This window comes from Nakamurella flava (assembly GCF_005298075.1).
Classification (GTDB): domain Bacteria; phylum Actinomycetota; class Actinomycetes; order Mycobacteriales; family Nakamurellaceae; genus Nakamurella; species Nakamurella flava.
Genome location: NZ_SZZH01000006.1, coordinates 203,995 through 217,619 on the forward strand (window position 1 = coordinate 203,995; position 13,625 = coordinate 217,619).

Genomic DNA, 13,625 nt, shown 5'->3' on the forward strand with positions numbered 1-13,625 from the left:
ATGCATTTGCTGCCTCATCGGACCCGTCACTCTGCGAACCGCGTCGTCGCGTCGATCCTCGCCCTGGCCGTCGGGATGACCGTGGCCGCCTGCGGGTCGACCGCCCCCACTGCCTCGTCAGCGGCACCGAGCCCGTCGGCATCGGTCGACGCGACCTCGGCCGCGGCGGTCAGCTTCCCGATCACCGTGACCCACCACCGCGGGACGACTGAGATCCCGGCAGCCCCCCAGCGGGTCGTCGCCCTCGACAACAGCCTGGTCGCCGCGGTCGCCGGTCTCGGCGTGGACGTCGTCGGATACACGCTCGACCAGCCGAAGCTCCCTGCGTATCTGCAGGCCCCGGAGACCGCCGACGGCGTGTCGGTGGGACTGCTCGCCTCGCCGAGCCTGGAGCAGATCGCCGCCCTCAAGCCGGATCTCATCGTCTCCAGCTCCGTCCGCCACGACGAGCTGTACGAGCAGCTCGCCCAGATCGCCCCGACCGTCTTCACCGAGACCACCGGACCGACGTGGAAGGAGAACATCCGGCTCGTCGCCCAGGCCCTGGGCAAGCAGTCCGAGGCCGAGGCCCAGCTCGCCGCCTACGAGAAGCGCTCCGCAGCAGTCGGTTCCGAGATCAACGCCAAGGCCGGCAATCCCACCGTCTCGCTGGTGCGGTTCGTCGCCCCGTCGAAGCCGGCGCGGCTGTACGGCAATGCCTCGTTCCCGGGCATCGTGTTGAAGGACGCCGGGCTGGCCCGGCCGGCCATCCAGGACATCGACGACTTCATGGTCGAGATCTCGGCCGAGGAGCTGACCAAGGCCGACGCGGACCAGATCTTCTACACCGACCCGTCTCTCGACGAGTACCCGGGCGACTCCTCGATGGCCACCTTCACCGGCTCCGCGCTCTGGCCCGCGCTCACCGGCACCAAGCACGCCATCTCCGACGACCGCTGGTACCCGTCCGTCGGCGTCCAGGGCGCCCACCTCATCCTCGACGACCTGGCCACCGCCTTCGCCGTCGACCCGCAGAAGAGCTGACCACCCGCCCGGCCGGTGCTGGCGCGTGATCGCCGGCGCCGGCCGGCACGTTCGGCTCAGGCCCGTCGGTTGGGTCGGCTCACGACCACCACGAGGAACCCGCCGACCAGCAGCAGCCCCGCCCCCCAGATGAGCCAGGACGCCACCGGCGCACCGGTCCGGGCCAGGACCACGGCGGCGGCGCTGGTGGTCGAGGTCGGGTAGACGTACGCGGTGCGGGTGGTGGTGACGCCGTTCCACGGGATGTTGCTGTACGTCGGGTCGACCTCGCACGCGATGCCATCACCGTCGGCGTCGAGATCCCGTGCGTAGCCGGCTTCACCGATCCGCAGCGGCCGGCCGATCGCGGCGTACACCGCCGCACAGTTCACGTAGATCACCGCCGAGCTGATGGTCACCGGGATCGTGAAGCTCGACGTCGTCAGCGTGCTGCCGGTCGGCAGGACCGATGACGTGGGCGATGTCGTCGAACCGGTGGTGACGGTGACCGTCGTCGTGGCGGTGGTCGTGGCACTCACGGTGTCCGTGCGAGTGACCGTGGTCGGCACGGTCGTCGTCCGGGTGACCGTGGTCGGCACGGTGACGGTGGTCGGCACCGTGCTCGTGTCGGTCTGAGTCACCGTCGTCGGCACCGTGACCGTCGTCGGCACCGTGCTCGTGTCGGTCTGAGTCACCGTCGTCGGCACCGTGACCGTCGTCGGCACCGTGCTCGTGTCGGTCTGAGTCACCGTCGTCGGCACGGTGGTCGTCTCGGTCTGCGTCGTCGGGACCGTCGTCACGGCCGTGATGGTCGTCGGCACGGTGGTCGTCTCGGTCTGCGTCGTCGGGACCGTCGTCACGGCCGTGATGGTCGTCGGCACCGTGGTGGGCACGGTCACCGTGGTGGGTACGGTCTGCGTGGTCGGCACCGTGACCGTGGTCGGCACCGAGGTGGTCGCCGTGATGGTGGTCGGGACGGTGATCGTGGTGGGCACCGTGACGACCTCGGTCGTCGTGGTCGGGACCGTGATGGTCGTCGGCACGGTGACGGTGGTGGTGACCGTCGTCGGGACGACCTCCGCCTCGTAGTCGTTCGACACGGTTGCGGTGGCGGTCTGGTCGGCCGTGATGGTGACCGGGCCGGGCAGGGCGGTCGTGACGCCGATCGCGCCAGTTCCACCGTTCACCGGTTCGGTCACCGTGCACACCGAGCCGTCGGGGATCGAGGTGAAGAGCCGGGTCTGCGTTCCCGTCACCCCGGCGTCGATGATCCAGTCCGCCGGGGCCCGCCCCGTGCACGAGACCGTGATGGTGATGTCGCCCTGCGAGCCGGCCGCGGAGCCGGTGATGGACTTGGTCACCTGGAGCGCCCCGACCGCCTGGAAGGTCGCCGATGCGCTGGCCCGGCTCTCGACGGTTCCGGTACTGGCCAGGATCAGCTTTTGCGCATTCTCGATGCCGGGCTGATTGCCGTCGTACAGGTAGACGTTCCCGCTGGGGACCTGGACGGCGGCCTGCGCGTCGAGGGTCGCGGACCCGGGATTCGCGTCGTCGGGGAGCAGCCACAGCTGAGTTCCCGCGCCGACGACGGTGCCATTGGCGACGACCTGGGAGCCGCCGGAGTCGCTGTACATGGTGGCGTTCGACGAACTGACCGTGATCTGTGCCCCGGGATCGGCGTCGACGGTGAACGGGCCGGCCAGGGTGCCCGCCGGGAAGCTCGAACCCGGCGGGGTCACCGTCAGGCCGGCGGACGGTTCCGGCAGCGGTCCGGCGTCGATCACGGCGTTGACGATCGTCGACACCTGGGAGCGCAGGGCGGCCCCGGCCTCGAGGACGAACCCGTCGGTGAAGTACCAGATCGCGGCCTGCACGGCGGCGGCCTTCTGGTAGTCGGGTAGGCCGCTCGGCTGGGACGGGACGGTGGGGTAGTAGTCCTGCAGGACGCGCGCGACCAGGTCGAGATTGGGCACGGTGGCCTGCGACCACTCGCCCTGCTGGTAGCCATAGCCGATGCTCGTCGCGGTCAACAGGTCGATGCAGTAGACGAACAACGTCTGGCCCGTCCGCGGGTTCGACTCCGCGTAGAGGGGGCCGCCGTCCGCCCGCTTGGCGGGCCATGCCTGGTTCGCCCAGGGCGGGTACGGACCCCGCTTGTCAATCGCTCCGGCGGGAGCCAATCGCCCGCTGAAGCTGGTCAGACGGCCGATCTCGCTGACCACCAGCTCGGTGTCGGACCGCGGCCCGGCCGGCGTCCCGGGGCCGGGGTCCACCGGTGCGGCGGAGGCCAGCGGAGGGGCGGTCAGGACGACCAGGATGCCGACCAGTACGGCCACGGCGATGCGACCCGCAGTGCTGCGAACCCGGTACATATGCGCCCCCCAGCGTGACCGATTCGGCCCGGACTGTACCGCTCGTGCTCGTTCATGCACAGAGAGTGCTCACGAACGGGTACGAGGTATCGACGCGGTGACACCCGTCCGACCCGCCCTCCTCGCCCCGTGTGCTGCTGGGCGGGCCCTGGTCGAGCCCGGCGGCAACCATTGCGGAACTCGCCCTTGCACCCTCCGCCGCTCCGAGGTACAACGAATCTATAGCGCCCGCCATAGATCAGGTGGCGGAGGAACTCATCTGGAGGTGCATGACCATGACCCTGATGCGGACCGACCCCTTCCGTGACCTCGACCGTCTGACCCAGCAGCTCTGGGGTACCCAGGCCCGCCCCTCGGCCATGCCGATGGACGCGTGGCGGGTGGGCGACGAGGTCTTCCTCGAATTCGACCTGCCCGGGGTCGACCCGGACGCCGTCGATCTCGATGTCGAACGCAACGTGCTGACGGTGACCGCGCGCCGGGAGGGCCTGGACGAGAAGGTCCAGTACCTGACCGCCGAACGGCCCCGCGGGGTCTTCAGCCGGCAGCTCGTCCTCGGCGACAACCTCGACCTGTCGGCGATCCACGCGACCTACACCGACGGTGTGCTGCGGTTGACCATCCCGGTCGCCGAGAAGGCCAAGCCGCGCAAGATCGTCATCGACCGCAACGAGGGGTCTTCCGGGAAGGCCATCGGCCAGCGTTCCAACGGCGCCCGGGAGACGGTCGACGCGTGACTCACACCGGTGTCGTCCGGCCTGTTCAGCGAGGTCGGCGACACCGGCCCCGACCCCGACACGAAGCCGGGCCCACCGCGGGCCCGGCTTTCGTCGTCCTGGGCCCCCGCACGGCGATCAGGACGCCGCACCGGCCTCCCGGGCCACCGACGCACGCAACGCGACGTTGTCCGACGCGAGGCGGACCGTGTCGGCCCGCAGCCGCCGGAGCCGCGCGGCCAGCGTCGCGTTCTCGGCCCGCAGGTCGTCGTTGTCGGACTCCAGGGCCAGCACCCGCTCGATCCCGGCCAGGTTCAGCCCCGCCAGCAGCAGCTCACCGATCCGCCGGAGCCGGGCGACGTCGGCGTCGCTGTAGCGGCGCGTCCGACCGCCGGTGCGCTCCGGCGTCAGCAGCCCCCGCCGTTCGTACAACCGCAGCGCCTGGATGCTCAGGCCGGACAGCTCGGCCGCCACCGAGATCGCGTAGACCGCGACCGCCGCCGCGGGCGTTCCACTGTCGGTGGTGGGCACCTGGTCTCCGATCCGTCGATCTGCTCTAGCGACTATAGATCGACCCGACGCCGAACGACAGGGACCGACCGGCCGGTGGTCTCCCGCCGCACAATGGGGATGTGCCCTCGACGCCCCGCGCCCTGTCCACCGTGGTCTCCACCGTCACGAAGGTCTCCGCCGCCACCGCGGCGCTGGCCGCTCTGACCTCGCTCGGCCGGGCCACCCGCGGCCTGCCCGAGGCGATGGGGGCGGACGCCGACGCGCTCGCCGCCGCGGGCCGCCGCTCCCCGCACTTCGCCGACGGCGTCTTCCACAACACCCTGCCGAGCAGCGTCGTCGACGCCAAGGGCGGCCTGGCTCTGGTGCCCGAGGCCATCAAGGCCCGCGGGCGGGGCCGCCCCGACGGCCGCGTGCCCCTGGTGACCACCCGGCCCCCGGCGCAGGCCGCGGACTGCGCCATCACCTGGCTCGGGCACGCCACCACGCTGCTGGAGATCGACGGGGCGTTCGTGCTCGCCGACCCCGTGTGGGGCAACCGGGTCTCCCCGTCGCCGACCGTGGGCCCGCTCCGACTGCACCCGATGCCCGTCGTCGTCGAGGACCTCCCCCGGCTGACCGCGATCGTCATCTCGCACGACCACTACGACCACCTCGACCTGCCCACAGTGCGGGCACTCCTGCGCTGGCAGACCGCGCCGTTCCTCGTGCCGGTGGGCATCGGCGCCCACCTGCGGCACTGGGGCGTGCCCGAGGACCGGATCGTCGAACTGGACTGGGAGGAGTCGCACCACGTTGGCGACCTCACCCTGACGTGCACCGAGTCCCGGCACTTCTCGGGTCGCGGGCTGACCCGCAACACCACCCTGTGGTGTTCGTGGGCCATCGCCGGCCCCCGGCACCGCATGTTCTTCGGCGGCGACACCGGGTACACGCCGGCGTTCACCGGGATCGGGGAACGGCACGGCCCGTTCGACGTCACCGTGCTGCCCATCGGTGCCTACGGCGACCAGTGGCCGGACATCCACCTCAACCCGGAGGAGGCGGCCCAGGCCAACCGCGACCTCGGCGGCGGCCTGTTCGTGCCCATCCACTGGGCCAGCTTCAACCTCGCGTTCCACGGCTGGGCCGAACCCGTCGAACGGCTGCTGACCGCCGGCCCGGACCTCGACATCGTCGTCCCCCGTCCCGGTCAGCGGATCGAGCCGGGCGGGGACGTGCCCCACCCGGCCGACGATCCCTGGTGGCGGACGCTGCCGCCGGCTCCGATCCGCTGACCGCGGCGCTCCCGGACGCGACTGGGCACAACACGCCGTCTTCCCGACGGAATGGCGGCGGGCTTGACCAAGTCGCGGGGGCGGTCAGGGGCGGTGGCGGCTCACCAGATGCGGACGCGCTCCTGCGGGTCGAGCCACAGCCCGTCGCCCGGCTGCACGTCGAACGCCTCCTGGAACGGGTCGAGGTTGCGGACGACCTGGTTGCACCGGAACTCGGCCGGCGAGTGCGGGTCGATGGCCAGCAGGCGCAGCACCTCGGCGTCCCGGGCCTTGTACTCCCAGGCCCGGGCCCAGGCCAGGAAGAACCGCTGCGACTCGGCCCGCTCCGGGGTGCCGAGACCAGCCTTCTCCCGGGAGATCAGCCAGGCCTGGTAGGCGACACCGAGACCGCCCAGGTCACCGATGTTCTCGCCCACCGTCAGCGCACCGTTGACGTGATGTCCGGGGGTCTGCCGCGGTTCGAGCGCGTCGTACTGGGCGATCAACCGGGTGGTGAGCCGCTCGAACGCGGCCCGGTCCTCGGCGGTCCACCAGTCCTTGAGCGCACCGCGGCCGTCGAACTTGGAACCCTGGTCGTCGAAGCCGTGCCCGATCTCGTGGCCGATGACGGCTCCGATGGCGCCGTAGTTCTCCGGGTCCTGACCCTCCATGTCGAAGAACGGCGGCTGGAGAATGGCGGCGGGGAAGACGATCTCGTTCATACCCGGGTTGTAGTAGGCGTTGACCGTCTGCGGGGACATGAACCACTCGGTGCGGTCCACCGGGCCGGCGAGCTTGGCGAACTGCCGGTCCAGGTCGAACGCGGTGGCCCGCCGGACGTTGCCGATCAGGTCGTCCGGCTCGACGCGCAGGGCCGAGTAGTCCCGCCAGCGCTCCGGGTAGCCGATCTTGGGGGTGAACGAGGCGAGCTTGGCCAGGGCCTGCTCCCGGGTCTGCGGGCCCATCCAGGACAGCGCCTCGATGTCCCGCCGGTACGCCTCGATGAGGTTCTCGACCAGCTCGTCCATCCGGGCCTTCGCCGCCGGCGGGTAGTGCCGCTGGACGTAGAGCCGGCCGACGGCCTCGCCGGCCGCCCCCTCCACGAACTGCACGCCCCGCTTCCAGCGCTCCCGGAGCTGCGGGATCCCGGACAGGGTGCGCCCGTAGAAGTCGAAGTTGCGCTCCACCAGGGCGTCCGGCCCGTACGGGGCGAGCGCGCGCAGCACGTTCCAGCGCAGCCAGTCCCGCCAGACGGGGATCCGCTCGGCCGTCAGCAGCCCGGCGACGTTCCGCAGATGGTCGGGCTGCCGGACGATGACGTGGTCGAGCAGCCCGGACGGCGCCTGCAGGCCGGCCAGCCACGCATCCCACAGATCGGCCGGCAGGATCGCGTCGAGCGCGGACCGCTCGGTCGGGTTGTAGGTCTGGGAGTCGTCGCGGGAGCGGACCCGGTCCCACTGGCCCTGCGCGATCTGCGTCTCCAGCTCGATCACCCGGGCGGCGCGGTCCTGCGCGTCGGGCAGGCCGGCCAGGGCGAACATCTCCGGCACCAGCCGCCGGTAGGCCGTCAGCACCGACGCGTGCGTCTCGTCCAGGTAGTAGGAACGGTCCGGCAGGCCGATCCCGCCCTGCCACAGCCCGACGGCGTACTGGTCGGGATCGGCCGGGTCACTGTCGATGTCGATGCCGAACAGACCGGGGACGCCGCTGCGGCGCAATTCACCAACCGCGCCCAGGAACGAGCGCGGGGTGTCCACGGCGTCCACCACCGACAGCACCTCGACGATCGGGGTCAGGCCCCGCCGAGCCACCTCGGCGGTGTCGGTGAAGCTGCGGTACAGGGCGCCGATGAGGTGCTCGGGGGAACCCGGGGCGGCGCCCGTGTCGGCGGCGGCCTCCTCGATGATCGCGCGGCTGTCGGCCTCGGCCGCGTCCCGCAGCCGGTAGAACGAACCGTCCGACGGGCGATCGGGCGGGATCTCGGCGGTGGCCAGCCAGGCCCCGTTCACGTGCCGGAACAGGTCGTCCTGGGCCCGGGTCGAAGCGTCCAGGACGAACGCCGTCGGATCCAGGGCGGTCTGCGCGGCGACCGCCCGCCCCTGCGGATCGATGGTCGCGAGCGTCTCGTTCGGCTCGGCTGGCGCGGTCATGCACACGCTCCTTGGCGGTCGGGTGGGCCCGACCGAAGCCAGTGCGGCAGCGTGCCGACCAGGTCTCCGGCCGAGTGCAGTGCCTGCACGCTACCCGCGGGTACCGACCGGCCCGCGGGCACCGGCCCCCCGGGGCGACCGGAGCTGACACGGATCAGCCCGCGGCGTGCCCCGGGCCGGGGGGCAACCGCGGATTGAGCAGGTGCGCGACCAGCGCGGTCCACCCGGTCTGGTGCGTCGCCCCCAGACCCTCGCCGGTGTCGCCGTCGAAGTACTCGCTGAACGTCGGGTGCTCGGCCCACAGCGGGTCGTCGGTCGCCTCGATGCGCTCCCCGTCGGACGGCCGCCGCCCGTCGACCGGTCGGAACAGAGCCGTCAGGCCACCGTCGATGATGTCCGCCGCGTCGACCAGGGTCTTGACGTTGCCCGACCCGGTGGGGATCTCGATGGTGAACGAGTCGCCGAAGTGCCGGCCGTAGGTGCGCAGCTTGTCGGCCAGCAGCACGTTCACCGGGAACCACACCGGCCCGCGCCAGTTGGAGTTGCCGCCGAACATCCCGGTCCGCGACTCCCCGGGCTCGTACTCGATCGAGGAGTGCTGCCCGCCGATCTCCGCCCGCACCGTCTCCCGGCACGCCGCCGACAGCGACCGGACACCGAACGGCGACAGGAACTCGTCGGTGTCGAACAACCGCTCCAGAATCCGCCGCAGCCGTTCCGGATCGAGCAGCGACAGCAGCATCTTGCGCTCACCCGGCCGGGACCGGGTGAGCAGCGGGCCGACCAGACCGGGCCGCCGACGCTGCAGCCACCGCAGCCGGGACGTCACGTCCGGGCAGTCCTCGGCGATCCACGTCGGCACCTCGGTGGCCCCGAGGATCGGCAGCAGCCCCACCATGGAGCGCACCCGCATGTGCTGCGCGGTGCCGTCCGGGTTGACCAGCACGTCGTAGAAGAAACCGTCGTCCTCGTGCCACAACGAGAGGTTGTGGGAGCCGAACGTGTTCATGGCCTTGGCGATGGACAGGAAGTGCTCGAGGAACTTCGTGGCCATCTCGTCCCAGACCCGGTTCCCGCGGGAGAGTTCCAGGGCGATCTTGAACATCTGCTGGCAGTAGAACGCCATCCAGCTGGTGGCGTCCGACTGTTCCAGCCGAAAACCCGGTGGCAGCTTGGCCGATCGGTTGAACAGGCCGATGTTGTCCATCCCCAGGAAGCCGCCCTCGAAGATGTTCGAGCCGTCGGCGTCCTTGCGGTTGATCCACCACGAGAAGTTCAGCAGCAGCTTGGTGAAGACCTTGATGAGGAACTCACGGTCGCGGTAGCCGTCGATCCGGTAGACGTGCCAGGCCGCCCAGGCGTGCACCGGCGGGTTGACGTCGCCGAACTCCCACTCGTAGGCCGGCAGCTGACCGTTGGGGTGCATCGCCCACTCCCGGCACATCAGCAGCAGCTGCTCCTTGGCGAACTCCGGGTCGACGTGGGCCAGCGGGATCGCGTGAAAAGCCAGGTCCCAGGCCGCGAACCAGGGGTACTCCCACTCGTCGGGCATCGAGATGACGTCGGCCAACGCCAGCTGCGGCCAGTGCACGTTCCGCCCGCCGGGCCCCTTACGGGTGTCCGGCGCCGGGGTCTCGGTCGGGTCGCCCTCCAACCATTCCTCGACGTTGTAGCGGTAGAGCTGCTTGCCCCACAGCAGACCCGCGTAGGCGCGGCGGGCGACGTGCCGGTCCGCCGCCGACAGGCCGGCGTGGATGACGGTGTCGTAGAACTCGTCGGCCTCCTGCTTGCGGTCGGCCAGCACCTGCGCGAACCCGGGTCCGAAAGTGCTGGTGTGCGGCGGTTCCGGGGACAGCCGCAGGCGCACCTCGACGGTCTCCCCCGCGGGCACCGACAGGCGGTACCAGAAAGCGCCTTTGGTCCCGGCCTGCGCGGGATTGCAGGCCTTGACGTCACCGTCGACCACCCGCCGGTTGATCGCGTCCTTCGGGTAGGCCGAACGGTTCCGCGGCGCCCCGAACAGGGCCACCGCGTTGGTCTCGTTGTCGCACATCAACGCGTCCGGGACACCTTCGGCGGCCAGGTAGTAGGTGCCGAGCAGGCCGTGCGAGCACTCCATCGCCTCGACACCACCGACCGTCAGGGTCGGCGGGAGCATCTGATGGATGGTGCTGCGCCGGCGATCCCGACCCCACGACCAGGTGTTGCGCAACCACAGCTGCGGCAGCACATGGATGTCCGCCGCGTCCGGACCCCGGTTGGCGACCGAGATGACGATGCACAGGTCGTCCGGGGCGGCCTTGGCGTAGGTGACGGTGACGTCGAAGAACCGATTCTCGTCCAGCACGCCGGTGTCACCCAGCTCGTACTCCCGCTCGTCACGGCCCCGCTTCGCGTTCTCCGAACGCAGCTTGTCGTACGGGAACTCGGCCTGCGGGTAGCGGTACATCCACTGCATCCACGCATGTGACGGCGTCCCGTCCAGGGCCCACCAGTACTCCTTGGCGTCCTCGCCGTGGTTGCCCTCGCCGTTGGTCAGACCGAACAGCCGCTCCTTGAGGATCGGGTCCTTCCCGTTCCACAGCGCGACCGCGAAGTTCAGGAACCCGTACCGGTCGCTGACGCCCCCGAGGCCGTCCTCCCCCCAGCGGTAGGCGCGGGCGACCGCGTGGTCGAACGGGAACGACGCCCACGCATCGCCGTTCGCCGAGTAGTCCTCGCGGACCGTCCCCCACTGCCGGCCGGCCAGGTACGGACCCCACAGCCGCCAGGGCCCGTCGGCGCCCTTCGCCTCGGCCAGGCGCGCGTGCTCCGCGGTCAGCGGAGCGGCACTTGTAGGGTCAGGACGGGGCGGTCCGTCGGGGGAGACGGCGGCCTGGTCTGCGGGCGGCGGTTGCACCCGGACAGCTTGCCCACAGGCCGATTGCCGACAGGTGACAAGTCAATGGCGAGCGGATGATCCCGGCGCCGGCGATCACCCGTCCCGGCGACCACGAAAGAAGGGGGCGGGATGCGGGGGACCATGCGGCGCCGGGGACTGCGGGTCCTCGGTGACCTCCCGGCGGCCGGCCGGTGGGAGCAGGCCCGGCACAGCGGGCCGTTCGGCGCCCGCACCTACGACCTTTACCTGCCCCCCGCGCGGCCCCGGGCCACCCTCCCCCTCGTGCTCCTGCTGCACGGCTGCCAACAGAGCTCCGTGCGCTTCGCCCAGGACACCGGGTTCGTCCGCGCCGCCGACCGGGACGGCTTCGCCATCCTCGCCCCGCGCCAGGAGACCCGGCATCAGTTCCAGCGGTGCTGGCACTGGTACGCGCAGGCCCACCAGCGGCGCGGAGCGGGCGAACCGGCCCTGCTGACCGGACTGGTCGACGAGGTCCGCGAACGGGCTCCCGAGGCGTACGGGGTTCGCATCGACCACCGGCAGGTCTACGTGGCCGGGCTCTCCGCCGGGGCGGCGATGTCGCTGATCCTGGCGGCCACCTACCCCGACGTCTTCGCCGCCGCCGGCGTGCACTCCGGCACGGCCTACCGGTCCGCCGCCCGCGGCCTCGGCGCGGTCTCCGCCATGGGCGCCCTGTCAGAGCCGCCCACCGACCTCGGCCTGACCGAGCAGATCGCCCCGCTCATCGTCGTCCACGGCACCGGTGACCGCGTCGTCCGCCCGACCAACGCCGACCGGATCGTCGCCCAGTGGCTGACCTCCCGGGAGCACGGGCGTCGCACCCTGGACCGCATCCGGCCACTGGCGATGACGGCGTCACCGGTCGTCGACGGGCGACGGTGCCAGCGCACCCGCTGGTACTCGGCCCGCGGCCGCCGGATGCTCGAGTACTGGCGCATCGACGGGCTCGCCCACGCCTGGTCCGGCGGCGTCCGGGAGGCCGACTTCATCGACCCGACCGGCCCGGACGCCACCGAGCTGCTGCTCGGATTCTTCGGCCGGCACCGGCTCCCGCTGCCCGAACTGGACCAGGAACCGGCCTGGGCCTGGTGATCGCCGTCAGGACCGGCGCTGCTCGGCCAGGTCCTCCAGCAGCTTGAGCCAGATCTCGCTGACCGTCGGATACGACGGCACCGCGTGCCAGAGCTGCTCCAGCGTCACCCCACCGACCACGGCCACCGTGGCCGACTGCACCAGCTCGGCGATGTCGGTGCCGACGAAGGTGGCTCCCAGCAGGGTGTCGGTCGACCGGTCGATGACCAGCTTCGCCCGGCCGACGTAGCCGTCCCGCAGCAGGGACGCGCCGGCGACGGCGGCGATGTCGTGCTCGACGACTTCCACGTCGTGCCCGGCCTTGCGGGCCTGCTCCTCCGACGGGCCGACCGACCCGACCTCGGGCGAGGTGAACGTCACCTGCGGCACCCGGCCGTCGTCGGCGACGTCCCGGTGCCGGGAGAACGGACCGTCGTCCAGCGGACGACCGTCCGCCCGGGCAGCGATGACGGCCCCGGCGATACGGCCCTGGTACTTGCCCATGTGGGTGAGCAGCGCGCGGCCGGTGACGTCACCCACCGCATACAGCCAGTCGCCGCCGACGCCCTCGACGGTCAGCTGGTCGTCCGTCGTCACGTACCCCTTGGACCCGGACACATCCAGACCGACCGAGTCCAGGCCGAGGTCGCGGGTGGCCGGGGTGCGACCGGCGGCCACGAGGATCTCGTCGACCTCGACCTGCCGGCCTCCGGTGATGGACACCGTGACCGGGCCGCCGTGCACGTGCCCTTCGCCGGCGTCGTTGACCTGCGGGCGGTCGACCTTCTCCACGCGCGCGTCGGTCAGCACGGTGGTGCCGTGGTCGCGGAACGCCTGCAGCACGAGCTCGCCGGCGAACGGTTCGTTGCGGGACAGCAGCCCCGGGGTGGAGCTGACGACCGTGAGCTCCTGGACGCCCAGACCCTGCAGCCAGGTCGCCGCCTCGCAGGCCACGACGCCGCCACCGACCACCAGCACCCGGCGCGGCACCTCGTGCAGGTTGGTGACGTCCCGCGACGTCCACGGCCGGGCCGCCCGCAGGCCGGGCAGATCGGGCACGGTGGCCGTCGTCCCGGGGGCCAGCACGACGGCCCGCCGGGCGTGCAGGGTGCGGACGGTGCCGTCCGACGCGGTCACCTCGACGGTGCGTTCGCCCGCCAGCCGACCGTGCCCGCGGACGACGTCGATGCCGGCTCCGTTGGCCCACTGCACCTGGTACTTGTCGTCGTGATGGCTGGTGAACCCGTCCCGCCGCTCCAGCACCGCCGGGACGTCGAGGCCGGCCGATCCGACGATCGACTGCACCCCCGGCAGGTTCCGGGCCGTCTCGAGCACCTCGACCGGACGGAGCAGGGCCTTGCTCGGCATGCACGCCCAGTACGAGCACTCGCCGCCGACCAGCTCCTTCTCGACGATCACCGCCGTGCGGTCGCTGCCCTGGACGGCGTACTGGGCGACGATCTCCCCGGGCGGCCCCCCGCCGATGACGACGACGTCCCAGGTGTCCTCCGCGTGTGGCGTGTTGTCCGTCATGTCCGGACGGTAGCCCGCCGGGCGGCCTGCCAATCGGGCTCCGCCGGGATGTCCACCTCGGCAGACCAGGGGTGATGCACGCTGCACGGCCGTCGCGGCCCCCCCGGCGTAGA

General features: G+C 71.6%; 9 protein-coding genes. 4 read left to right on the plus strand and 5 right to left on the minus strand.

Features of this window, described 5'->3' with window-relative positions; all coding sequences use genetic code 11:
* Positions 1–1,023, plus strand: coding sequence for an ABC transporter substrate-binding protein (locus tag FDO65_RS18935; RefSeq protein ID WP_137451301.1), 1,023 nt, complete (start codon positions 1–3; stop codon positions 1,021–1,023).
* Positions 1,024–1,079: 56 nt separating this feature from the next.
* Here FDO65_RS18935 and FDO65_RS18940 read toward each other — a convergent pair whose 3' ends face one another.
* Positions 1,080–3,338 carry a DUF5979 domain-containing protein gene (locus FDO65_RS18940; protein ID WP_137451302.1) on the minus strand — a complete coding sequence of 753 codons (2,259 nt, stop codon included), beginning with the start codon at positions 3,336–3,338 and terminating at the stop codon, positions 1,080–1,082.
* A 305-nt stretch (positions 3,339–3,643) separates the two neighbouring features.
* Between FDO65_RS18940 and FDO65_RS18945 the strand changes: the two genes are divergently transcribed.
* A complete protein-coding gene (locus FDO65_RS18945; protein WP_137451303.1) occupies positions 3,644–4,111 on the plus strand; it encodes an Hsp20/alpha crystallin family protein in 468 nt (155 codons plus the stop codon).
* 117 nt (positions 4,112–4,228) lie between these two features.
* On the opposite strand, the gene FDO65_RS18950 is transcribed toward FDO65_RS18945, so the two are convergent.
* On the minus strand, positions 4,229–4,621 hold the full coding sequence (locus tag FDO65_RS18950; RefSeq protein WP_137451304.1) for a MerR family transcriptional regulator: 393 nt from the start codon (positions 4,619–4,621) through the stop codon (positions 4,229–4,231).
* A gap of 101 nt (positions 4,622–4,722) precedes the next feature.
* Between FDO65_RS18950 and FDO65_RS18955 the strand changes: the two genes are divergently transcribed.
* Positions 4,723–5,877 (plus strand): MBL fold metallo-hydrolase, encoded by a 1,155-nt coding sequence (locus FDO65_RS18955; protein ID WP_240757716.1) that lies wholly within the window; start codon positions 4,723–4,725, stop codon positions 5,875–5,877.
* Positions 5,878–5,978: 101 nt separating this feature from the next.
* Here FDO65_RS18955 and FDO65_RS18960 read toward each other — a convergent pair whose 3' ends face one another.
* Both FDO65_RS18960 and FDO65_RS18965 read right to left on the minus strand, forming a co-directional pair.
* Positions 5,979–8,006, minus strand: coding sequence for a M13 family metallopeptidase (locus FDO65_RS18960; protein WP_137451305.1), 2,028 nt, complete (start codon positions 8,004–8,006; stop codon positions 5,979–5,981).
* Positions 8,007–8,160: 154 nt separating this feature from the next.
* Positions 8,161–10,827 (minus strand): MGH1-like glycoside hydrolase domain-containing protein, encoded by a 2,667-nt coding sequence (locus FDO65_RS18965; RefSeq protein WP_137451534.1) that lies wholly within the window; start codon positions 10,825–10,827, stop codon positions 8,161–8,163.
* 189 nt (positions 10,828–11,016) lie between these two features.
* Between FDO65_RS18965 and FDO65_RS18970 the strand changes: the two genes are divergently transcribed.
* A complete protein-coding gene (locus FDO65_RS18970) occupies positions 11,017–12,000 on the plus strand; it encodes an extracellular catalytic domain type 1 short-chain-length polyhydroxyalkanoate depolymerase (protein WP_137451306.1) in 984 nt (327 codons plus the stop codon).
* Positions 12,001–12,006: 6 nt separating this feature from the next.
* Here the strand turns inward: FDO65_RS18970 and FDO65_RS18975 are convergent, their stop codons facing one another.
* Complete coding sequence (locus FDO65_RS18975; protein ID WP_137451307.1) at positions 12,007–13,512, minus strand: dihydrolipoyl dehydrogenase family protein; 1,506 nt, start codon at positions 13,510–13,512, stop codon at positions 12,007–12,009.
* Positions 13,513–13,625: the final 113 nt, after the last annotated feature.